This is a genomic window from Pantoea sp. RCC30.1, assembly GCF_058148845.1.
Genome location: NZ_JBXUHX010000020.1, coordinates 50,255 through 72,059, shown reverse-complemented (window position 1 = coordinate 72,059; position 21,805 = coordinate 50,255). Strand labels below are relative to the sequence as shown.

Here is a 21,805-nt window from a genome sequence, read left to right as displayed (position 1 = left end):
CCGTTTTCGCGCGCGGCGGGCCTGTTCCGGTCAGTCCAGGCGCGGAGGGCTGGTCGTAGCACCGTCATTCGTCAGCTGCAAGGGTGAAATGCACGCCTGCGGCGCCCTTGCACCTGCCGCCTGCCGTTGCTCCTTTGCCCTCTGCCGCGACTGGATCGACCGAAACATGACAACCCACCTGAGCAGGAGAAATGCCATGAACACACAGAACGTCAACGTCAACACCGCCACGCCAGAATCTCCCAAAACATGGGTTAACGGCCACACCCTCGCGGGCGTGAGTCCGGCGCTGGCCGCAGAACTGGCTTTTCTGGCCGGGCTGCGCACGGAGCGCATGACGCTGGATGACCGCGCAGAACTGCTTTACGGCGGCCTGCTTTGCTTGGCTGAGCAGGTCTGCAACGCCGTTACCGACTGGTCATGCTACCGCCCGCGGATGCCCCTGACGGCCTGGCAGGCGTGGCTTGCCGCCGGTCCGCTGGTACGTGACCAGTGCGACGGCGCCGGTGAAGAGGCCTGGCGGCTGGCCTGCCGCGAGCTGGAAACGCTGCTGAAAGCGGGCCGGGGAATGCACCTGGCGGATATTGCGTGAGCGGGGGAGGGAGCGGAATGAAAATACAGAACGCAGCAGACGCCGGGATCAGCGGATTAGCACCGCAGCTGGCGGACAGCCTGAAGGTACTGACGGAGCTGGCGCAGAGCCGGTTCAGCGAACGTGAGCAGCATGAATTCCTGTGGTTCACCCTGCACGACATGGCGCAGCAGGTGGCAGACACGGTACGTGACGGCGCGCTGCCGCTGCCCTCATTCCGCGCGTGGATAGCGGCGAGCCACATCGTACACGACCGCTTCGGCACGGCGGGCGAGGTGGCATGGGGCAGGGCCAGCAGCCTGCTGGCAGACCGCCTTGCCGCTGACGTCGCACAACAGGCAGGAGGTGCGCAGAACAATCCGCAGGCGTAAAAAAAGCAGGCCGGAGCCTGCTCTTTTCACGGTCGCCAGTTGTAGCTGGCGGCCTCATCAAAACCAGAATCTGGAGAGATATATGATTTTTGACGCACAAATCGTCGCACATGCCACCGCGTTTGTAAACGCCCTGCGCAGCGGTCGGCTGGCACATGTACCCGCCATGCCGTTTTCGCTGTGGCAGCAGTTCATGACCACCGTTAAGAGCCAGCTGGAGGTGCAGCCATGAGCAGCATAATCGTGCAGCAGCATCCGGCCGGTGCGGCGTCACCGGTGACGCATGAGGATATCGCCCGCGCGCTGGGGCGGTACTGCCTGATCCGCCTCGACAACGGAGCCGAATCCTTTTGGCACAACGGGCACTACATCTGCGAGGCGGACGGCGCGTCCGCAGAGGCCGGGGTGGCCGATATCGCACGGCTTGCCGCGCGGGCGGGCGGTCAGTCGCTGCGTCATGCTGAGCTGCCGGTGCCGGACGGAGAGTTGTGCTGGTCTGATATCGCAGAACGGCTGGCAAGCAGTGTCCTGACCGAAACGGTGCGCGCATCCGGCATCGTGACGGGAAGTGAAACGCCGCAGGGCCGGGGCGTCCACTTCTGCGATCATCCGCTGCTCAGCGGTGACAATTCGAACCTGTGGTTTCCGGTCGGCAGCGGGGAGGGCTGGTTTGAGGCGGTAGAGCGCATCCTCATCATGAACGGGCTGGCGGAAAACCTGGTGAAGCTGACGCCGCTGCGCGAGGGAAACTATATCGACTGGAAAGCCACCTGGAATCGCCGGGCCACTATCTGATGCCGCAGGGCCGGTCAGACCGGCCCTGATCAACCTGACTGAGAGGAATACATTATGCAGAACACCACGACTTCCCTGATGGCTGACGATACCATGACGTTTGCTGACCTCGCCTGCCTGGCGCACCAGAACGCAGACGGGATGCCGTCTGAAGCCTGTAACGCTGGCCGGGCAGGTGCCGCCGCCGCCGCGCTCGTCACCTTTGCCCGCTGCACCGGCCTCGATGCCGATGAGGAACCGGCCGCCACCGCCGTGGTGGATCTGCTGGCTGACCTGATGCACCTGTGTGGCGGAACGGGCATGCCGTTCTGTGAGCTGCTGGTTTCGGCTGCACAGCATTACGGCTGCGAAGCTGACACGTGAGCAGGGGCCGCACAGCATAACCCCGCGGGGCCGTCCGGCCCCGGATAAAAGCCGGTGCTGACGCACCGGCCTGCCTCCATCGCGACCGCATTCGCAGGTATCGTCTCCCGGCATGACTCTGAGGGTTCATTCTGTTATCACCCCCGCTTTCAGCGCTGTCCGGATGCCGTCAGGCGCTGAGCAGGAGTTGTAATGTCTGAATCGCCCACGTCGTTATGTTTTCTTCCGACGTTCCGCAATGCCCTTTCCCGCGTACTGAAATGCTGTCTCCCCGGGCGTCCGGGCGCGCTGTCATGCTGCGCACAGAGCCGGCAGGCCGTCTCTGCCCTGCGGGTTTCCATCGCTGACGCAACCCCTGCAACCGGCTTGCGCCGGTGCGTTCACTGGCCCCGAAACGGGGCCGCTGAGGGCGTCACGCCGTTCCGCCGTGCCGAAGGTGTTCATGCTCATTTCATTTCTGTGCGGCTGTTCTGTTCCGGTGGTTCCCCGCGGAGGGCTGGTCGTAGCACCGTCATCCGTTCGCCCGCAAGGGTTCGCTTCGCCGTTCCTCGCCCGTTCGCACTCGCCATAAAGACGACTCGCTTGCGCTGCGGCCTCCGGTGACGCCCCCGCGTTCGCCCGTCTGCCATTGCTCCTTTGCCCTTCGCCGCGATGAACTCACCGAAACATGGTTAACAGCAACCGACAAAGGAGAACCAGCATGAACACCCACAACGTCAAAACCGCCGCTTCTGAATCTACCGAAACATGGGTAAAACAAAACTTCGACGTGCACCTGGTTACGCGCACAAATCGCCGGTTCAGCCTGGCAAAGCTGGAAGGCGATCTGATGAAGCACCGCGCAATGGAGACGCTGGGTGTCAATACTGAAGACCTTTTCGATGACCTGCAGATGGCAGCTTCCTGCATCAGCACGATGATTAACAAGGGTGACATCGTCACACCGTCCGGGTATGAGCTGGCGTCGTCTGTGCGGTCTCTGGCTATCGAACTGTATCCTGAAGCGTGGGAAGCCGTGGATGGTCCTGACCTGCCGGAACTTGCATGGCTGCAGGCCGATGCTCCCGGATGCCGTGAGGCTGAGCGTCAGTCATATATCGAGAGCGCCCGTCCTTTTGGCGTCACCGTATGCGGCTCTATGGAGTTCCACGAAGATGACAGAAATTACGGCACATACTGGCAGCACGGGGTAGTTTGCCTGGGCCGTGCTGATACGATTGCGGAAGCAATGGAGTTGCTGGTTCAGGCTGACCTGAACGACGACTGGCGACTGAGCGACTACGATGCACTCAGCTTTCAACCGAAGACCGTCACAATCACCGACCTGGCACATCGTGTTGTGCTGCGCGGCAATGCCAGTAAGCTGGAATGGACCGTACCGGAAACCGATCCGATAGCACTTGAACGCATGGCCGGACAGAAAGAGGTGCTTCTGAGTAAGGCTGCCTACGAGTCAGGCTGGGATAACTATGAGACTGCCCGCATGTTACGCAGCGAGGCTGACTTGCTGGAACTGGGCACCGTTCACGCCGTATGGCTGAACGATCCGCAAGTGGCTAAAGCCCTGAAAGAATACCGGCATCCGTCAAAACGCCTTGATGAAACAGAACTCATGGAAAATCTGGAGTTTTAGGCCGTTGCCTGACTGGCGCTGCCTGATATGCACTGAGCACCAGGCAGCCAATCCACATGCATGCGCTAACCGATATGCTCGCCAACCTTATGCACCTGTATCACGCGTCTGAACTGTCGTTCTGTGAGATGTTCAGTCGCGCCGGTGAACATCTCGAAAATGAAACCGGAAGCCAAATCCGTGCCATGCAGGGCGCAAAGCCTGCAGGCCTTTCAGGCCAGGCAAAACCCGGTGCTGACGCACCGGCTCTCCCCCTTCGCGTTCTCTGTAGTCTGCCAGTGATGACGGATGTCTCACTGCTGTCCGGATGGTGTTGCCGGTTATGCAGGCTCAGGTGCAATTGCTGCTTTTACTGAATAAACATCAACTTCAGGGGCCGGGACATGGCCACCTTCGGCTCCCCGGCGTTGCCGGGTCGTCAGTCCTACTGCGCTAACCGGCTTTGCCGGTAAGCTCCGCCGAACCCCTGCGGGTTTCGGACATAGGGCCTGATGGCTGAGGTCAAGGACTGCAACCGGCTGTCGCCGGTGCGTTCACTGGCCACGAAAGGCCGTGGCCGCTGAGGACCGGACCGGCATAGCCGTCCGGGGTGTGTTCGTGCCGTTTTCGCGCGCGGCGGGCCTGTTCCGGTCAGTCCAGGCGCGGAGGGCTGGTCGTAGCACCGTCATTCGTCAGCTGCAAGGGTGAAATGCACGCCTGCGGCGCCCTTGCACCTGCCGCCTGCCGTTGCTCCTTTGCCCTCTGCCGCGACTGGATCGACCGAAACATGACAACCCACCTGAGCAGGAGAAATGCCATGAACACACAGAACGTCAACGTCAACACCGCCACGCCAGAATCTCCCAAAACATGCGCTGAAAAGCAGGGCGGGGCGCTCAGTCCGGCGCAGTTTCGCGATCTGTACGATCACCTGCACAGGCACGGCGTGTTCACCGGCATCAGCGGGGTTAATGGTGCGCAGCTGGCTGAGTTCGATGCGCTGGAGGAGCCCACGGAGGAGCCTGAAGCGGCGATCGTTTACCTGCATAAGGGCTGGCCGCTGGCGCTGTATGAGTACGACACCGGTTACCTGATATTCCGCGAAGCGCTGGCCGCTTTATAAACCGTTTTTTATTTCACTGCTGACACTCAAATTTAAGAGGTAATTAATTATGGTCCGTTTTGCTTCCCGCTATGCCGCCCCGACAGCTATCCGTAAAAACAGCCCGCTGAATAATGACGAGCTGATGCGCATTGTTCCGAGCGCGTTTTCTGCAGAAAAGCATGATTCGCGTTCTGAGCGTTATACCTATATTCCGACCATTACCCTGCTGGATAAACTGCGTGAAGAAGGATTTGAGCCCTTTTTTGCCAGCCAGTCGCGCGTGCGCGATCCGGAGCGCCGTGAATTTACCAAACACATGATCCGCCTGCGCCGTGGAAATAACAACGGCGGCGAAGAGGTGCCGGAAATTGTATTGCTGAACAGCCATGACGGCTCCAGCAGTTATAAGATGATCCCCGGTATTTTCCGGCAGGTCTGCACGAATGGCCTGGTGTGCTGGAAATCTTTTGGTGAAATCAGCGTGCCGCATAAAGGTGATATTGTGTCGCAGGTTATTGAAGGCGCTTATGAGGTGCTGGGCGTGTTTGATAAGGTGGAAAATAATATCGGCATGATGAAAGATATTCAGGTTAACAGCGAAGAACGCCGCCTGCTGGGCCAGCTGGCGCTGGAATATAAATACGACGGAAAAGAGCCACCGGTATCCGCTGAGCGTATTATCAAGCCGCGCGCCTGGTATGATAAAGGCACCGACCTGTGGACCGCGTTTAATATCGTGCAGGAAAATCTGATTAAGGGGGGCGTGCCCGGCAGAACCGCGAAGGGAAAAAGAACCACCACCCGTCCGGTAACCGGCATCGACGGCGATATAAAGCTGAATCAGGCGCTATGGAAAATGGCGGAGGAGTTCGCAAAACTCAAATCATAAAAATAACCCCGGCGCGCCGGGGTTATTTTTTGTCAGGCATCACGTCCGCAGCCAGAAACGTTTCCGGTGCGGGCGATTTTTTATTCCGCTGTGCCATTGCGGTATAAACCTCATCCCGAGCAATCAGCACGCGGTAAATACTTTTGATAATGGCAGCATATTCACGACGCTGTTTGATCAGCTTCGGGTTCGGGCCGGTGTTGTACATCCCGACGCTGTCCCAATTCCTGCCGTACTGCCTGAAGTTTCTCGCCTCGATCCATGCACCGGTATAAATGCAGATGCACGGATCTTTCAGCAGCCTTTCCCGCGTAATATCGAACTTCTTTAGCTGGTTAAAGTGAGAGCTGTTTATCTGCATATTGCAGACGTCATGCGTGCCGCCGCTGCTTTTAGTATTCAGTGCGTTGTTACGCATGCGTGATTCCTGAATGGAATGCGCCATCAGCAGACGCGGATCAATACCGAAATCCCGACCGGCCTTTGTGAAACACATTTCCGGCGCGGCCTGCGCGCTGAATACAGCGGCAAGCCCGAATATAGCTAACCATTTCATTCTGATAATCTCACGTGCGTGCGCGTAATGCGCCAGGCGGGTTCGTGTGGAAAATACCCGCTCAGATCATCGCTTGCAAGATAATTCGTTACAGACGCGCACGGTGCGCTGGCGGGTTGGTGACGAACCCCGTTAGGGATATAAAGAATTCAGCAGGATAGCGTTATTTATCAAGCCGCTCTTCGGGGGTAAGATTTCATCACACCCCACGCAAGATTTCATCTTGCAGTTTTTTTATTGAAATTCATTGGCTTACAGTAAATATGGTGTTGAAGTTAATATGTATGTTCCTGTTTTATCGTAGGTTACTACGATAATGTAGTGTCGCTTCCTACGACATGATATCGTAGGTTTCTACCACCTGTTGTCGTAGCTTGCTACGATGTTATATCGTAGGAATGTTGATAATCATTTTAATCATAGTGTTGCATATCGTACAGTGTCACACTCTACGACATGGCAGTGTCGCTTACGACTACCTGTATAAACCTCAGATATCATGCTGATTAGAGCTGCAGAGAACTGAAAAGCGACGTAGGGTCGGAAAGTAGAACACGGCAAAACTAGTAAAGTTATTATAAAGACCTAAATAAGACGTTCAGGAGAAGAATCAATGGGAAGAATGGGGATTTACGTTAAAGATAAAATTGAAAAGGAAATCAGGGATATTTATCTTCTGGACATTCAGAATGGAGCAAGCCCCGCAGAGGTCAGTCTTTCCTCCACCTGTAACGAACTTCTCAGGTTAGGACTGATTATGCACAAAGCTAAAAATACTGAAGATACGTTTAATCAGAGAGAGTTTAATCGTGAACTGCTTCGCAAAGTCAGCGGCAGCAAAGAAGGCATTATGATATTACTGACGATGATGACTGAGCTTTACGTTAACTCAACGGGAGGAGGCGGGACTGAGCGTATTGATTCCCTGCTGAGCCAGTATCTTACTGAAATAGACAACTCGGAAAGCGATGCAGATAACAGGCACTTCGTCAGACCGGACGAGAGCGAGTAATGAAAAAGAAGTCCGGGGGAGGCGGACTTCTTTTTAGATATTCAAGTCTCTTAGTCAATTACAGTTACCGGTACTCTGATCATAAAGGTTGAGCCTTCATTAATTTTTGAACGCGCACTGATACTCCCCTTCATTGTTTTAAGATAGCTTTTAACAATTGATAGACCCAAGCCCAGCCCCTGTCGGGTTTGACTCTCAACGCCCTGATTGAATGGCTGAAAAAGCAGATTGAGTTTCTTAGTATCAAAACCGCAGCCAGTGTCACTGACCCTTAAAAATAAGTGCGACTTAGTCACTCTAAGTCGTACGTGAATTGATCCGGAGTGAGTGTTTTTATTTGCGTTATCTATGATGTTATGAATAATTGATATGATTTTTTGTTTGTCAGCATTGATGAGAACGTTCTGCGGGTATACGCTACACTCTATCTTATTAGCATTACTTTCATTATAAAGAGATAAGCCTGCATTTAAAGCGTCTTCAGTATAAAAGCTGACGTTGTTAACGCCAACATTACCGATTTCAATTTTAGAAAACTCAAGTATTTCTTTTGTCTGCTGATAAAGCTTATTTGAATGATAAGTGATTTTAGCAAGATATTTTTCTGAATTTAAAACATCCCCCCTCACATTTATCATATCAGAAGATAACTGGATCTTCTGAATTGAGCCAGATAATTCATGATATATGGCCGAAATGAAAATGTTTTTTCCTCTAATCGCTGAATTCAGCTTTACGATATGAACCCAAAGTAAAATGATTAAGGTAAACAAAAGAAAAATACAAAAAAGTGCTGCAATCTCTGTGTATGAGGAGTTGTCTAGTATCAATGACTTTATCGTGTTGAAGTTTCTGATTTGGATTTTATAAATAATTTCTTGCAGGTTAATTAGCGTAGGCTGCATCTTATTCATTTGCTCTAAGAGTACATCCTTCCTTTTTGAGGGCGGTGTGGATTCATTAAGCCTGCTTAGTTCAGCGCTTTGCTTTTCAAGGAGGTTAAGTGCACTAAGGAAATCCGGCTCATAATAAAATGAGTTTATGCGTAATGATTTGTTTTTAAGGATTCTGACTTTAGAGTCAAAAACAGACTTCTTTGTTTCGAAATTGTCCGGGGTTTCTGTCTGATAAACAGATGTTCGAGTTCTTTCAAATGCCAGGAAGAGGATTTCAGCCGTCGAATAGTTATCAAGGTTTGGCTCAATACTTTTATACTGATTTTTTATCTCGTTGAATTTCTGAACAGTGAAAAAAACTGAACCTGAAAAAAAAAGAGTCAGTACTAAGCCAAGTACGACGGGAACAACCCTGCGTTTCATTTGATAACCTCAATCCTGTTTATCTGCCAAACAGTTTTGGCATTCACTTCCAGTTTGTTCAGTTCTGGATGCTCATCTCTGGGGTAGATTATGGCAAAAGGCCCTAGGTCAGAAACTGGGATCAGTTGGCCATTTTTCCGGTATGCCAGGATAACGTGATATTTTAATAGCTCTCCCACTGGCAAGGTGTAGCTGTAGTCATCAAGGGCATAGACTCTCAGAGATGATGCCTTAATCGAGTACTTTGATAGCAGCTCTGTGAAGGTCACGCCCTCAAAAGTAGCTTTGGGCGTGAAATTCGTAGCTGTAGTTATTGAAGTGGCTGGTAGCTTGACCAGATCCTCAGTAGAGATGGTAATTTCTTTACTGCCGTCTGCCAGAACAAAGGAGTCAGCATACGCTGCTTTGGCCGAGATCACAGAGAACAGAAGAGCTGTGAGTAACTTCATTTGATCATTTTCCTTTTCTTCATAATCAACTGTCCATATTCATCGTGACCGCAACTATGCCAGCCTCTCGCTTGATAGAAGCGAGCAGCTGATGAGTGTTCGTCAGTGGTCAGTTCAATCTCAGTGTCTCCCTGTTCAAAAAACCACTCAGTGATTTTTTCCAGTATCGCTCCCCCAACTCCCTGCCCTTGGTACTCTGGCCGTACAAACAGACCACCTATCAACGCATGAGGTATGTGAATACCGAGGCCATAACCTACATAGCCATTGTCAGTCTTGCAAATCCATCCGCCACCCTGTGCAACGTCAGCCAGAATTACGTTTCGCTGCAGATACTCAATCTGATGTGCATGGACAAAGTTTTCGTTAACAGAAAATCTTATGTCGTACATTTCCTTTATATGTTCTGCCGTTAATTTAATTAATTCCATTTCAGTACCATTCAAAAAAAGAGGTTTGCCAGTAATATCGATGAAAGTATAAAAACACGAGTTGGTTTTTCAACTAGTTCAACTCCGTATTCCATAATGGTTTCTCCTATCTCTCGCTCATGCTGATTCAATTGTCCGGTGAGCAGGATTACTGGCACTGTCTCGCTTTTAGAGCGGATCTTCTTGATGACTGCTTCAGAGTTTTCGTCGTAGTCCAGTAACCAGTCAATAACATATCCATCGTAATCTTCTCTGTCGACCGCCTGCACCATTTCTTGTGCGGTCTCGAAAACCGATGCATCAATACCGTACCTGTTCGATACTGATTTTAATAATTCGAGTAGTTCTTTATCGTTATCTAGTATTGCCAGTTTGGGCGCAGGTAAAAAATCCATTCTTAATACCCGCTTCATATCTTTACTGAATTTGACGCCTGTTGGGTTTACTACGTAATAATTCTTATGAAAGTATGCATAGTTGATGCCTGGCTCTTTAATATCAACCTTTTCATCACTGACAACAATATTACATCTTACATGCATGTCATTAACAATGAATATGCCGTTATATGGTTTGGTTTCTTCAAGCGATTCGTGGAAATAATCATAAATAGATTTAAGCTCGCTGTAGAAAACCCCTCTTTTGCCGTCGAGTTTTTGTTTGGCGCTTTGATATTTAATACCGAGGATATCGGCCATAGTTGACGCCTGCTTCCTCTTTTCGATTCCTTTCCGCTCAAAAATTTCTAATACCTTTTTGAGGTTTTTATTAGATGTGTCCAAAGTCTACTCCCGCCCATCGGTTACGTTTTGCTCAGCTAACGCCATGACTTAAGAATTTGGGTTAAACAAAAGATGATACACGAACGAGTATCTTTTGAAGGGTTTTTTGAGTCTGTAAAGCTCTGTTTAATAAGTGATTTTTCGATAATCTCATTTTCTATATAGGAAAATACTCAAAAACCACTCGAAATACTTTTCAATAAATGCATAATTCTTTACAGATCCACATCACTAACGAGTTGTTTTTGAGTTGTTATGTAAATTTTTTTATCAGTGCGTAAGACAGCTTGAAACAAGCTTTAATAGCTAAGCTTATGATTAATCTAATTTTTAGTAACATAAGAGACGCCTTATGGCCAATGCAAAATCCATCAGGGGAGGTTCAGTATTAGTCCACCTGTCAGAGGAGACTAACCAGCTCCTAGTGGAATCATCGAAGCGTTCAGGAAGAAGTAAGACACGAGAGGCAAAAATCAGACTTGAAGACTCACTCAGATCATTCTCCGACTTAGCCGCCACCGGTCGGAGATTCGAATCTGCCACTGACTGTGAGTAGTTTTTGAGTCTGTTCGCCGCCCATGCCTCTCATCTGAATATTTTTTATATAACGCTGATATAAATTAACTGCTTATAAGGAGGTGAATGTACAGCCCATTCTGAAAAGAGATTCATATTCGCTCAAAATGTTTTCCAGTCTGCATCAGATATTGCTGATACAGGACACTGCTCGCCATTATAAAAATGGTGAGTCCTTTTTTTTAGAACCTGATTCTGATTAAGGATTAAATAATGCAAACTTCAACCTTCGCTTCCGGTAAAACGGATAGCGTGGCGGTAGCATTGTCTGATGTCTGCCACAAACCGTTATCTGGTAAATATTCCTCCATTCAACAAATGCTGAAAGGTCTTACCAGTACTGCCTGTAAGAAAGTTTATCGGCATCGTGCAAACGTAACCCTTGCAGCTCTCGCAATGCTGTTCTTTGCATTGCCACATTTTGCAGGAGCTACTGACCTGCTGGCCGCTCAGAAGCAGGATGCCAAAGACACGTTCGGTCATGGCAGTACCGTTGAGTGGGGGTTTTACATCGGCGAAATCATCATCTCGATTGGCGGATACATTAAAACGCGCAACCCGATGCTTTTCGTCGGCGGTCTGGCTTTCCTCATCGTTATCACCCGCACTTTCTTCGCCCTGGCCGGTTAATCCCGCATGAACGGGGAATCGCTTCAGTACCAGTTCCCGGAAACCCTCAATCAGCAGAAACGCCTTGGCGGACTCCCCACAGAGGAGGCCGTGCTCATCCTTGCGTGCGCGGGCATCGGCCTGCTCTGCGACCTGTTCATTGTGATGCTGATTGTGGCAGGCGCGCTCTGGCTGTTAGTCCGCCATCTGAAGAAGGGGCAGGGCACCTGGTGGCTCATGAACCTTCTCTACTGGTACCTGCCGACCGCGCTGCTCCGGCTGCAGTTCCGCCGCGTGCCCGACTCGGGCAACCGGCACTGGATGCAGTAACCCACGCGCCATCTCCGGATGGCGCTTATTAAAAGGATAACGCTATGAAGTATCAGGTCCGGGAGGGGCGCAACCGGGTAATCATTCTGGCCCTGTGCGCACTTTCGCTGCTCGTGTTTATTCTCGCCGTCAGCAACGTCGTCACCGGCGCGCTGGCGTGGCACTTTGCAAAAAAGCAGAAGACCCTGACCACCCCGATGATGTTTGACCGCCCATTCATCTCCGATTCCGCCTCCGGAGATGCGGCCTTAAACGGCATGCTGGTGCGCTCTTTCGTCAACCTCCGCCTTTCAGTCACGCCCGAAACCGTGGACAGCCAGCACGCCGCCCTGCTGCGCTTCGTTCCCGCTGAGTACCGCGACGACATGAAAAAGCAGCTCGCCGCCGAAGCTGAGTACATCAAAAAAAACGGCGTCTCTTCCGTGTTCCGCATCGATGACGAAATCACTGACTCCACCACCGGTGACATCACCGTGCAGGGCACGCTGAGCGCGAGCACCACGAACGGTAACCTGAACATTTCGCTTCCGGATGCCAGTAAAGCCTACCGGCTCAGCGTGCACTACGTGGACGGCCTTATCCGCCTGACGGCCTTCCCCGAGGTGCCCTGGACTCAACCTGAACGCCGCCCGCAACAGGACTGAACCGATGAAAAAGACCCTTTCCGCCCTGGCCGCTGCTGGCGCGCTGGCGCTGCTGCCTGCCGCCGGGCAGGCCGCCGTACCCGGCCCGGCCGGGACCCCGTTTGAGAATAATGCGCATCTTAAGGCGCAGATGAGTAATACCAGTCCTAACAAAATCATTATCGACGGCGAGCTGATTACCGGCATCACCGGTCCGGACAATGCCTACCTCAAAAGCAACACTGCCGACGGCGCGCTGCTGATTACGCCACAGACCGGACAGGACTTCACCATCTTCCTGGAAACGGCCGGCGGCGTAGGCGTTTCGATCGACGTGTCACCCAAACCCGGTAACGGCCGCACGCTGCACCTGATACCGGCGGATGTGCCACTGAAGCCCAACCCGGACGCAAAGGTATGGGAGGAGAGTCAGCCCTTCCAGAAAACGCTGGTAAGCGTTGCGCGCAGCATTGTCAGCGGCGGGGTGCCGGAGAATTACACCGAGGTAAAGGCCTCGCGTGGTCCCGCGTATAACCCGCCTGCGGGCTTGCTGCTGACACCTGAGCGCCAGCTTGCCGGCTCCCACCTGCGGGTGATGCGATACCGCATGATAAACACCGGTTACGTGACGCGGGCGCTGAGTGAAAAACAGTTCTGGCAGAAGGGCGTGCGGGCGGTAATGCTCTCAACCCGCACCCTGTATGCAAACGGCGAAGGCTTCGTGTGGGTGATTTTCTCCACTGACGCGGAGGGCGGGTCATGAGCAACATCAACACAGCCACGCGCCGGCGCCAGTGGGTGATTGCCGGCGTGGCCGCCGCGGTCATGCTGGCCACCGGCGGGGGCATCTGGGCGTACTCACACCATCAGGCCGAGCTGAACCGGCCCGCGCCAAAGGCGGCACCGAACCTGACCGGAAGCCTGGTGAATACGTCCTTTACCGAAGGGGTGGCCACCGCCGCGCTGCAGCAGCAGCAGAACAAGACCGCCGGCCTTGAGCGCGACCTCGGCACGCTTACCGGCACGCTGAAAAGCCAGAATGAGGAGCTGCAGAAGAAGCTCAACACGATGGCAGACGCAATCAGTCAGCTGCAGACGCAGCAGGCGGGCCGGCCGGCAAACGGTTCTGCCGCTACCACACCGGCGGCCGGAACCACTCCTGTTAATGCACCGGTCTCCGCCGGGCAGTCCGGTCCGGCGCAGTGGAGCATCAACAGTCCGGGCAGCGGACCGGCCAGAGGGCAGGGCGGACAGTTTTACCCGCCGCAGGGGCAGGCCTTCTATCCCGGCGCCGGTACGGTGCGTCCGGGCGGTCTGAGCCGCGATACCTTCACCTACGCTGCGCTTACCGAGAAAAAAACAAAGCTTCCCTGGATACCTTCCGGCTCCTTTTCTGAGGCCACGATGATTGAGGGCGCTGATGCCAACGCCAGCGTGACCGGTCAGCAGAATACCTCGCCGGTGGTAATCACCCTGCTCGGCGAGGTCTCCATGCCTAACGGGAAGACCTGGAACATGGACCAGTGCCGCGTGACCGGAGAAATGTACGGTGACATCTCCAGCGAGCGTGGTGAGGTGCGCACCAAAAACATCAGCTGCATCCTGGATAACGGCAAGCATATCGATATGCCTTTCGACGGGCACGTGTCCTTCCAGGGCAAGGTGGGCATCCGCGGCAAGCCGGTGATGCGTAACGGCGCCATTATCGCCAATGCCGGTGCCGCCGGCCTGCTGTCCGGCTTCGGTGAAGGTATCCAGTCTGCCGCCACGCCAACGGTCGGGCTGGGTGGCAGCGCCTCAGTTGGTGCCGGTGACATCTTCAAGCAGGGGCTCGGTGGCGGTGCCAGCAAGGCGGCTGACACGCTGAGCCAGTACTGGATTAAGCGCGCCGAACAGTATCACCCGGTCATTGATATCGGCGCCGGCAACGCGGTCACCGTTGTGTTCCAGCAGGGCTTCCGTCTGGAAACGATTGAGGATGCCGAAGCTGAAAAGGCGAAGCAGGAGGCTCCGCAGGCCGCCGTGCAGCAGGCCTCAGCAACTGCACCGGCAGTCAGCAGCAGTAACGGCAGTGCGCCTGTTCTGAATCCTGACGAAGTTCTGCGTCAGGCCAGCCAGCTGCGCCTTGGCGACACTATTAATTAAGGAGATGACAGATGAAACAGTGGTATGTACTCAAGTCGTTATTTAATCAGGAAAAACGCGCCGAAGCCCATCTGATCAATCAGGGGGTGGAATGTTACCTTCCGCTTTTCACCTGTCAGCTTGTTGCCGGGGGAAGCGTTAAACCGGTTAAACCCCAGCCACTTTTTCCTGGCTATCTGTTTGCGCGATTCGATCCTGAAGAAATCCACACAACCACTATTAAAGCAACGCGCGGAGTCTCAACCATAGTCAGCTTTGGCAATCGCATCGCAATTATGGGTGATGCGGAAATGGAGCGCATGAAGCGGGGAGCTGAGTCGGCCGCGCAGGCAGACATGCAGGCGCCTGAGCATGGCGATACAGTTCTGATAACAAACGGCACGTTTGAAAACATGCAAGCTATCTGGCATGAGCCGCAGGGCGCAAAGCGTGCAATGCTTCTCCTGAACCTTATGGGACGACTGATTGAACTTGATCTCAAAAAGGTCCGGTCTCAGAACATCCAGTTCCGCAGGACGTCAATACACGGACAGGAGGCAGCATGAAGGGGCTGATTAGACGCTGGCGTCATCCGGATAACAGGGTGCACGTTTATGTGGTTCTGGTTGCAGTCATGCTGGCGGCTAACTTCATCCTGTCAGCGCTCACTATGCGTGAGGGTCTGCCCGGTTTCCCGGGTTTTCCGGGCTGGCAGGTCTGGCGGCTGGCCCTGTTAACGTCTCCCGCTATTGTTCTGCTGGCGTACCTGTTCAGGGGCATGTCGGTCATGACCTTCTGGGGGATGGCGCTGTGCTGGCTGATACTGGCGGCATATTATTTTGTCAAGGGTGTGTGGTTCTGGATGGTACCGGTACCCCACCCCATAGATATTTTATTCATGGCAGGCTTTACCACCGGTATCGCGTATTTTTTAACGCTGTTCTACGTCCTGCTTAACATCAGATAACGGATTTAACAGGTCCGATTGTGCACGAGCAATTAACCGCTCATTTTCCCAAAGGAGTCAGTCGCATGATGTTAACAGCGCAGAAGAAACGTCGCCGGCAACTGGCGCAGATACGACACCTGGTGTGGTGCTGGAAGGGTCGCCATCTGCCGTATGGCGGCACGCTGGCGACCTGTGTGCTTGCCGGTACGGCGTTCGCACTGCTCTGGCGTGAATACGCAGCAGGCTCAGTGTGGGCGAGCCGGGCACTAATTATACCCGTATTCATTGCTGTAGCGGCTGTTGTCAGACGCCTGCGGGAGCCGCTGAACTGGCAGGACCTGATGGCCATCAGGCTTGAGGCGTACACGCCGCTTAACCTTCCTGCCTGGCACGAGCTGCAGCAGGCAGTTAAAGAGGCCGGTTTTATTGAAGTGCCCGCGCTTGAGTGCTGGCTTAAAAAAGAGACCGAAGCCGTGTTTAAACCCGCCCGGCGTGATTTTGCCTTTACTGAACGTCAGCCTGAAGAAGGGGTAAGTGAAGATGACTGAACACAGCCAGCGTGAACAGCATATCCGGCTTTGCGCGCTGCGGCTTCGTTATCAGCGTGCCTGGCAGGCACAGGCGAGCAGCTGCCAGCTGGCCGCTATGCTGACCGAAATCGACACGATCCGGCAGCGTCTGGCTTCTGACAGTTCCGGGCCTGATGCCTGCGCCGCTGAGAGCTCAGTGTCTGGCCCTGCTCTGCCTGCTGCTCTGTATCCACAGACGGGCACAAATCATCAGGAGAAAAGGTGTGGCAACAGATAAATTTAAATTGCCGTTAAGGATGCTTGCTCTGCTGTCAGTCATGCTGCTGTCCGCCTGTGACAACCAGAAAGCAGAGTTCGATGCCATCCGGACTAAAGCCCTGCAGAATCCTGATCCGTGGCAGGCCTGGCAGCAACTGAATGCTGAAGCAGAAAAGACATGCCCGGACAAACAGGCTTTTCCGTCCTGTTCTGAAAGACTTAAGACTGACTACCGAAACCTCTCGTTTTCGCTCTATAGCAAAGCGTTAAACCAGCACTCTTCTGCGGCTTTAACCGATCTGTTTATGCGGGATGAACCACCGGACGAACTGAAATCACAAATGCCTGCACTTGCTACAGAGCTGATCTCAATAGCCGGTCATTCATCGGGAGACAGGGCGTCAGCAAGGCTACTTGCAGCAGCGGCACATGTTCTGGAACTCGGTAAATGGGTGCAGAAAGACAGTGTCCGTGCGGCTGCTTTTTTTGCCCGGGCGTGGCTTGCATATGACACACAGGCGCCAGCCAGTCTGAGCCGGCTTTACAGTGAGCAGCATGATGAGGCCAGCGCACTACTGTGGCGGCTTCGCTGTACCGGAGATTGTGACAGCAGCCTGGCAGCATATGATGATTCTGCTTCGCTAAGCCCGAGACAGATATTACGCATTCAGTCTCTCGCGCAGGACCGAAGCATCATCACCGTGAACGGGCAGGCCAGCTGGGAGGAGAAATGAAATATCTTCTGAAAGGCGCGCTTATTGCGCTTTGCTTTTTGCAGTCATTGCCGGTTATGGCGGGCAGTTCCTCTTCCCGGTCATCGTTTAAGTCGTCAGCAGGTTATGCCGCTCGCAGCCCGGCTTACCGGAGCTCCGTCACAGGCAGTACACCTGTTTATAAGAGCTTCAGGCCCGCAGCCGGAAGCAGTACGGCAACGGGCAGAACTGATAGCAGGTCAGCCGGAGCAAAACTTTCACCTTCAGTACCTCAGTCTTTGCAAAACCGCAGCGGGCCACAACCTTCTCCTCAGCTTCAGACCATCATCAGGGAAAAGGAAGCCAGCGGACCAGGCTGGCTGGGCACGGCAGGCCTGATCTGGTTACTGAGCCAGCATGATCTGTCATCCAGTGATCGTGAATGGATTAACAATAGGCTCCGCGAGGAAAACAGTGAAAACACACCACCTGTTACTGAGCAATCTGACGTCAGTTTTCAGTGGTCAGTTCCGGCATCCTTTATAAATGGCCAGCCTGCGAAGATTGTGATTGCGGCCGTACGTCACGGCAAAGTACTGCTGCCTGACTGTGAACTTGGCAATATAAAAAGTGTGCATGAAAATAATGCTGCCGTACTTAACTGGACTCCTGAACACACGGTTTCGGCAGTAGCGACCTGCAGGGCAGATGGATGGGTGGATCAGCGTTTGCTGGCCGTTAGCCAGCCGCGTGTGGAAACCCGGTAAATCAGCTTCCACGTATCCCGCTGACAGTCCACCTTTAATAAGAAGACAGTTCTGAGCCTATGCTGCTGGCGGAACTGCTATCGCACAACACTACAAACAATACTTCCGCCTTCACCAGGGCACCCTGCGGCTCCATGCGCACCTTTCTAAACAAAACCTGATTTTTAACGAGGCTAAGAATGGTCCACGATGAAACCACTCCTGTTCCGGACTCGCTGTTGATCCGGATTAAAGACGGGCGGCAATCCAGCGGCAATATGCTCTTCCGGCTTGAAAGGTTTAACACCCGACCGGTTCCGGATGCGGCAATACGCCCGCTGGCAGAGAATTTCGGATACATACCCGCATTCACAGACATCACGATTGAGCAGCTTGCGACATACATTGCTGACGTCATTCGTCAGGTTTCACCCGGCATGCTACATGCTGATATGTGGACGCAAACAAAAGCGCCGGTAAAAAACATACCCGCAGCCTGCCGCGATCGCGTCATGAGCGAAGATGAGTTTAAGGACTGGCAGATGGTCAACACCTTTATGAAAGGTAAACATACCAGCTGAACCAACTCTTTTAGTGCCTTCACCAGGGCAACCCGCACCATCCGATTGACCCGCACCTTTATCTCCCTGACCCATTGCGGCCCGGCCGCCACTGAGGACTCCACCATGCAGAAACTCTTTGCGTGCGCACTGCTGTGCGCTGCGCTGACCGGCTGTGCCGGCATGAACTCTGATTTTGACTGTAACAAGACCGCGACCGACCAGTGCCTGTCTATGTCCGATGCCAGCAGGCTGGCATCAAAGCACCAGAGCCTGGACGACCTGACGGCAGCTAAGGAGGCCGGCCCAAAGCCTGCCGCTGAGGCGCTGGCGACGCCCGGCAACGTGAAGCCCGTCGTCAGCCCTTACCGCCCGTTAAGCATGGCAACGACTGCCGCGCGTCCGGTTAAGGGGCAGGGCGCGACCGCAGACAGCCTGCGGGCATCCACGGTGCCAGTCCGTACCAGTGCCACCGGTCCTGTGGTCCCGGGCGACTACAGCGGACCGGGTCAGGTGGACGCCCGGCGCATCCCGGACGCGACGCAGCGCCTGTGGATTGCGCCCTGGGTGGATGAGCAGGACAGCTTTCATCAGCCTGCCGTGGTCGAGTTCGTGAAAGAGAAGTCCCGCTGGGACGAAGACTTTCGCGTAATCAGCGAGGGGGAGTAATGAAAAAGCGTTTTTCATTCAGCCGGGCTCATGAACGGCCGGAATCTGCATCGTCCGCTGCAGCGCTGCATCACCGGGTCCGGCCCGGACTGATATTCGCGGATGCACCCGGTTACGGACACGTCTTTGCGCACAGTACGCCTGGCACCGGAAAGTCCGCACTCTTAACCACTCTGTTAAAGGCCGTGCTGAAAACAGAGCGCGCCGGAGGTCAGTATGATTAGTAACGTTATCGATCACCTCAGCGGGATCTTCAGCAGCAGCCGGGATGAGGGCGGCGCAAAGCAGGCACGTCAGAGGCTGCAGGAGAGCTTCAGCTATCCGTCGCTGACCAGCCTGCTGCCGTGGCGTGAGTTCGACGAAAAGTCCGAGCTGTTCATCAACAGCCGCTCGGTCGGCTTCATTATGGAAGTAGCGCCGCTTGCCGGCGCGAATCAGCAGGTGGTACAGGCGCTCGATGACCTGCTGCGCAAAAAGCTGCCCCGTAAAACACCGGTCACGGTGCTGATGGTGGCCAGCAAGTGCGTGGGCGACATGCTGGAGAACGGACTGAGCCGGGACATGTGGAAGGGTGACATGGCGCCGCGCCTCAACGCCATCACCAAAGCCTTCTGGGAGCGCTCGGCGCTGAAGGGGCTGGCCAACGAGCGCGAGTACCCGCTGTACCTGCGTAACTACCGCGTGTTCCTGGTGTACGCACACTCCGGCACCGGCGGTATCAGGGCGATGGACGCGGTGGCGCAGGTTCGCGAAACGCTCCGCGTCTCAATGCTGGCCGCGCACATGGACACGCGCCGCGTGGGACCGAATGAGTTTTTATCCGTCATCCGCGAGCAGCTGAATTACCGGCCGGGACAGGTCAGTGCCGGCAGCGAGCACTGGAACCCGGAGCAGGAGCTGCACCGCCAGTGCGTGGATAACAGTACCGAAATGGAGGTTCATCCGGATCACCTTAAGCTGATCACCGCCCGCCAGCAGGGTGATCGGGCGGTCAGCGACAGCGGCGATAAAGCGGTGGTCAGCACGCGCATCGTGAACATGCAGCTGACGAAGGTGCCGAAGCAGTTCGCACTGTGGCAGGCGGCGGACAATCTGCAGAACATGCGTTTCCCGGATTTAGGTATTCCCTGTCCGTTCCTGCTGAGCTGGACCATCTGCGTGGAGGATCAGGTGAGCAGTCAGAACGAGGCGTTCCGTAAAGAGCAGGACATGGGCAAGAAGGCCAACTCCTCCTACGGCAAGCTGTTCCCCAATACGCAGCGTACCTATGAGGAGTGGCGCGACCTGCGTATGGGGCTCGCCAGCAACGAAATCGCCATGTGCAGCTTTAACCTCAACCTGACGCTGTTCACGCCCGACAGTGACAGCGAACAGCAGCGCTGTGAACTATCCGCCATCAACGTGTTCCGCAAAAACGATCTGGAAATGTCTGCCCCCCGCTATCAGCAGCTGCGCAACTGGATGACCTCGCTGCCGTTCGTGATGCAGGAAGGGCTGTGGGACGACATGAAGCACATGAATGCCACCCTGCGCTGCAAGAGCTTCAACGCCGTCAACCTCATGCCGGTCGTGGCTGAGCGGCAGATGGCGGCATCGGGCAGCCCGCTGCCGACCTATCGCAACGCGCTGGCCTTTTTTGACATGTTCAGCGAAAGCAACGGGTCCACCAACTTTAACATCGCGGTGACCGGCACAACCGGGGCGGGTAAAAGCTTCTTCATACAGGAAATCCTGCGACAGGTGCTGAACGCCGGCGGCTTCGGCTGGGTTATCGACATGGGGGGCAGCTATAAGAATTTCTGCCGGCAGGCGGGCGGGGCCTATCTGGATGGCGCGACGCTGCGCTTTAACCCGTTCGCCAATGTGCGGGACATTAAAGAGTCCGCCGAGGGCATTCAGGGCCTGCTGACCGTTCTGGCCAGCCCTAACGAACCGCTGGATAAGGTCAGCGAAACCATCCTGCTCAAAGGCGTGGTGGCGGCTTATGAGGCGAAGCAAAACACAGCACGTATTGATGACGTAGTGCTGTACATGAAGTCGGCGGCGGTGAAAGAGGAATATGGCCAGCAGCCTACCATCATGAACCGCATCAACGAGCTGGTGCTGCTGCTGGACCGCTGGTGCACCTGGGGAGCTAACGGCGACTACTTCAACTCGGACAAGCCAACGCTCGACGGCGACACGCGCTTTGCCGTACTGGAGCTGCTGAGCCTGGAGAACCAGCCGCACCTGCTCTCCGCCATCCTGTACTCGCTGATTCTGGCGATTCAGGAAAAAATGTACCACTCGCCGCGCAGCCTGAAGAAGGTCGCCATTATCGATGAAGCCTGGCGCCTGTTCAGCGGCTCAAACCCGCACGCCGCGCGCTTTATCGAAACCGGCTACCGTACGGTTCGCCGCCATCGCGGGGCGTTCATCACCATCACACAGGGCATCAAGGACTTTACCGGCACCAAAGACCAGGCGGCACCGCCGGCTGCGGCGGCGGCATGGGACTGTTCGGGCACCAAAGTGACCCTGCTGCAGGATGCTAAGGCCTTCAAAACCTACCTCAACTCCAACCCGGATCAGTTCAGCGAGGTTGAAACGCAGGTCATCCGCGGCTTCCAGCCCGCGCGCGATACCGGCTTCAGCTCGGTGATGATCTCAACGGGCGAAAACAGCTCTTTCCACCGCGTCTTTGTTGACCCGGTCACGCGCGCGATGTTCAGCACCCGCGGGGAAGACTATCAGTACATGACGGAGGCGCAGAAGGCCGGGGCGACCAGCGAAGAGGCTGCCTACCTGCTGGCCTGCGAGCCGCACATGTACCAGGCCGAGATGCAGGAGCTGGAGCGCTGGGCCGGACTGACCACTGCTTAAA

General features: G+C 54.5%; 29 protein-coding genes. 24 read left to right on the top strand and 5 right to left on the bottom strand.

What is annotated here, in order from left to right:
• Positions 1–196: 196 nt before the first annotated feature.
• The 8 genes from AC2LB6_RS17255 to AC2LB6_RS17220 all read left to right on the top strand — a co-directional run bounded on the left by AC2LB6_RS17255 (position 197) and on the right by AC2LB6_RS17220 (position 5,727).
• Positions 197–592, top strand: coding sequence for a hypothetical protein (locus AC2LB6_RS17255; protein ID WP_490094404.1), 396 nt, complete (start codon positions 197–199; stop codon positions 590–592).
• 17 nt (positions 593–609) lie between these two features.
• Positions 610–963: a hypothetical protein gene (locus AC2LB6_RS17250; RefSeq protein WP_490094403.1), complete on the top strand. Its 354-nt coding sequence runs from the start codon at positions 610–612 to the stop codon at positions 961–963.
• 82 nt (positions 964–1,045) lie between these two features.
• Complete coding sequence (locus tag AC2LB6_RS17245; RefSeq protein WP_033764975.1) at positions 1,046–1,195, top strand: hypothetical protein; 150 nt, start codon at positions 1,046–1,048, stop codon at positions 1,193–1,195.
• The gene (locus tag AC2LB6_RS17240; protein WP_490094402.1) at positions 1,192–1,758 is read left to right on the top strand and encodes a hypothetical protein; all 567 of its coding nucleotides are present in this window, start codon (positions 1,192–1,194) and stop codon (positions 1,756–1,758) included. Before AC2LB6_RS17245 ends, AC2LB6_RS17240 begins: the two co-directional genes overlap by 4 nt.
• Positions 1,759–1,812: 54 nt before the next feature.
• Positions 1,813–2,121 (top strand): hypothetical protein, encoded by a 309-nt coding sequence (locus AC2LB6_RS17235; RefSeq protein ID WP_490094401.1) that lies wholly within the window; start codon positions 1,813–1,815, stop codon positions 2,119–2,121.
• A 700-nt stretch (positions 2,122–2,821) separates the two neighbouring features.
• A complete protein-coding gene (locus tag AC2LB6_RS17230; protein ID WP_490094400.1) occupies positions 2,822–3,754 on the top strand; it encodes a hypothetical protein in 933 nt (310 codons plus the stop codon).
• Positions 3,755–4,550: 796 nt separating this feature from the next.
• Positions 4,551–4,856, top strand: a complete 306-nt coding sequence (locus AC2LB6_RS17225; RefSeq protein ID WP_490094399.1) for a hypothetical protein — start codon at positions 4,551–4,553, stop codon at positions 4,854–4,856.
• A 49-nt stretch (positions 4,857–4,905) separates the two neighbouring features.
• Positions 4,906–5,727 (top strand): DUF932 domain-containing protein, encoded by an 822-nt coding sequence (locus tag AC2LB6_RS17220; RefSeq protein ID WP_490094398.1) that lies wholly within the window; start codon positions 4,906–4,908, stop codon positions 5,725–5,727.
• 22 nt (positions 5,728–5,749) lie between these two features.
• Here AC2LB6_RS17220 and AC2LB6_RS17215 read toward each other — a convergent pair whose 3' ends face one another.
• Positions 5,750–6,283 carry a lytic transglycosylase domain-containing protein gene (locus AC2LB6_RS17215; protein WP_490094397.1) on the bottom strand — a complete coding sequence of 178 codons (534 nt, stop codon included), beginning with the start codon at positions 6,281–6,283 and terminating at the stop codon, positions 5,750–5,752.
• Between the two features lie 613 nt (positions 6,284–6,896).
• Between AC2LB6_RS17215 and AC2LB6_RS17210 the strand changes: the two genes are divergently transcribed.
• On the top strand, positions 6,897–7,295 hold the full coding sequence (locus AC2LB6_RS17210) for a relaxosome protein TraM (RefSeq protein ID WP_490094396.1): 399 nt from the start codon (positions 6,897–6,899) through the stop codon (positions 7,293–7,295).
• Positions 7,296–7,345: 50 nt separating this feature from the next.
• Here the strand turns inward: AC2LB6_RS17210 and AC2LB6_RS17205 are convergent, their stop codons facing one another.
• The 4 genes from AC2LB6_RS17205 to AC2LB6_RS17190 are packed head-to-tail and all read right to left on the bottom strand — an operon-like array spanning position 7,346 to position 10,276.
• Positions 7,346–8,614: a sensor histidine kinase gene (locus tag AC2LB6_RS17205; protein ID WP_490094395.1), complete on the bottom strand. Its 1,269-nt coding sequence runs from the start codon at positions 8,612–8,614 to the stop codon at positions 7,346–7,348.
• On the bottom strand, positions 8,611–9,063 hold the full coding sequence (locus AC2LB6_RS17200) for a putative pterin-binding protein (RefSeq protein ID WP_490094394.1): 453 nt from the start codon (positions 9,061–9,063) through the stop codon (positions 8,611–8,613). The genes AC2LB6_RS17205 and AC2LB6_RS17200 overlap by 4 nt, the downstream gene beginning before the upstream one ends.
• Positions 9,060–9,494 (bottom strand): GNAT family N-acetyltransferase, encoded by a 435-nt coding sequence (locus tag AC2LB6_RS17195; RefSeq protein WP_490094393.1) that lies wholly within the window; start codon positions 9,492–9,494, stop codon positions 9,060–9,062. Before AC2LB6_RS17195 ends, AC2LB6_RS17200 begins: the two co-directional genes overlap by 4 nt.
• 11 nt (positions 9,495–9,505) lie before the next feature.
• A complete protein-coding gene (locus AC2LB6_RS17190; RefSeq protein WP_490094392.1) occupies positions 9,506–10,276 on the bottom strand; it encodes a response regulator in 771 nt (256 codons plus the stop codon).
• Positions 10,277–10,628: 352 nt separating this feature from the next.
• Here AC2LB6_RS17190 and AC2LB6_RS17185 point away from each other — a divergent pair, with 352 nt between their 5' ends.
• From AC2LB6_RS17185 to traC, 15 genes are all read left to right on the top strand, one after another.
• Complete coding sequence (locus AC2LB6_RS17185) at positions 10,629–10,832, top strand: TraY domain-containing protein (protein WP_072006694.1); 204 nt, start codon at positions 10,629–10,631, stop codon at positions 10,830–10,832.
• A gap of 233 nt (positions 10,833–11,065) precedes the next feature.
• Positions 11,066–11,482, top strand: a complete 417-nt coding sequence (locus tag AC2LB6_RS17180) for a type IV conjugative transfer system pilin TraA (RefSeq protein WP_490094391.1) — start codon at positions 11,066–11,068, stop codon at positions 11,480–11,482.
• Positions 11,483–11,488: 6 nt separating this feature from the next.
• Positions 11,489–11,791 carry a type IV conjugative transfer system protein TraL gene (traL, locus tag AC2LB6_RS17175; RefSeq protein ID WP_129063667.1) on the top strand — a complete coding sequence of 101 codons (303 nt, stop codon included), beginning with the start codon at positions 11,489–11,491 and terminating at the stop codon, positions 11,789–11,791.
• A gap of 44 nt (positions 11,792–11,835) precedes the next feature.
• Complete coding sequence (locus tag AC2LB6_RS17170) at positions 11,836–12,435, top strand: TraE/TraK family type IV conjugative transfer system protein (RefSeq protein ID WP_167433404.1); 600 nt, start codon at positions 11,836–11,838, stop codon at positions 12,433–12,435.
• 4 nt (positions 12,436–12,439) lie between these two features.
• Positions 12,440–13,177, top strand: a complete 738-nt coding sequence (gene traK / locus AC2LB6_RS17165) for an F-type conjugal transfer protein TraK (RefSeq protein ID WP_490094390.1) — start codon at positions 12,440–12,442, stop codon at positions 13,175–13,177.
• On the top strand, positions 13,174–14,559 hold the full coding sequence (gene traB / locus AC2LB6_RS17160; protein WP_490094389.1) for an F-type conjugal transfer pilus assembly protein TraB: 1,386 nt from the start codon (positions 13,174–13,176) through the stop codon (positions 14,557–14,559). The genes traK and traB overlap by 4 nt, the downstream gene beginning before the upstream one ends.
• 11 nt (positions 14,560–14,570) lie before the next feature.
• Complete coding sequence (rfaH, locus tag AC2LB6_RS17155; protein ID WP_490094388.1) at positions 14,571–15,104, top strand: transcription/translation regulatory transformer protein RfaH; 534 nt, start codon at positions 14,571–14,573, stop codon at positions 15,102–15,104.
• On the top strand, positions 15,101–15,505 hold the full coding sequence (locus AC2LB6_RS17150; RefSeq protein ID WP_490094387.1) for a hypothetical protein: 405 nt from the start codon (positions 15,101–15,103) through the stop codon (positions 15,503–15,505). The genes rfaH and AC2LB6_RS17150 overlap by 4 nt, the downstream gene beginning before the upstream one ends.
• Positions 15,506–15,570: 65 nt before the next feature.
• Positions 15,571–16,035 carry a hypothetical protein gene (locus tag AC2LB6_RS17145; protein WP_490094386.1) on the top strand — a complete coding sequence of 155 codons (465 nt, stop codon included), beginning with the start codon at positions 15,571–15,573 and terminating at the stop codon, positions 16,033–16,035.
• The gene (locus AC2LB6_RS17140; RefSeq protein WP_490094385.1) at positions 16,028–16,294 is read left to right on the top strand and encodes a hypothetical protein; all 267 of its coding nucleotides are present in this window, start codon (positions 16,028–16,030) and stop codon (positions 16,292–16,294) included. The genes AC2LB6_RS17145 and AC2LB6_RS17140 overlap by 8 nt, the downstream gene beginning before the upstream one ends.
• A complete protein-coding gene (locus AC2LB6_RS17135) occupies positions 16,281–17,009 on the top strand; it encodes a hypothetical protein (RefSeq protein WP_490094384.1) in 729 nt (242 codons plus the stop codon). Before AC2LB6_RS17140 ends, AC2LB6_RS17135 begins: the two co-directional genes overlap by 14 nt.
• The gene (locus tag AC2LB6_RS17130) at positions 17,006–17,734 is read left to right on the top strand and encodes a hypothetical protein (protein ID WP_490094383.1); all 729 of its coding nucleotides are present in this window, start codon (positions 17,006–17,008) and stop codon (positions 17,732–17,734) included. The genes AC2LB6_RS17135 and AC2LB6_RS17130 overlap by 4 nt, the downstream gene beginning before the upstream one ends.
• Before the next feature lie 179 nt (positions 17,735–17,913).
• Positions 17,914–18,294, top strand: coding sequence for a hypothetical protein (locus AC2LB6_RS17125; protein ID WP_336749860.1), 381 nt, complete (start codon positions 17,914–17,916; stop codon positions 18,292–18,294).
• 105 nt (positions 18,295–18,399) lie between these two features.
• Positions 18,400–18,942 carry a type IV conjugative transfer system lipoprotein TraV gene (traV, locus tag AC2LB6_RS17120; RefSeq protein WP_490094382.1) on the top strand — a complete coding sequence of 181 codons (543 nt, stop codon included), beginning with the start codon at positions 18,400–18,402 and terminating at the stop codon, positions 18,940–18,942.
• 216 nt (positions 18,943–19,158) lie between these two features.
• The gene (gene traC / locus AC2LB6_RS17115; RefSeq protein WP_490094381.1) at positions 19,159–21,804 is read left to right on the top strand and encodes a type IV secretion system protein TraC; all 2,646 of its coding nucleotides are present in this window, start codon (positions 19,159–19,161) and stop codon (positions 21,802–21,804) included.
• Position 21,805: the final 1 nt, after the last annotated feature.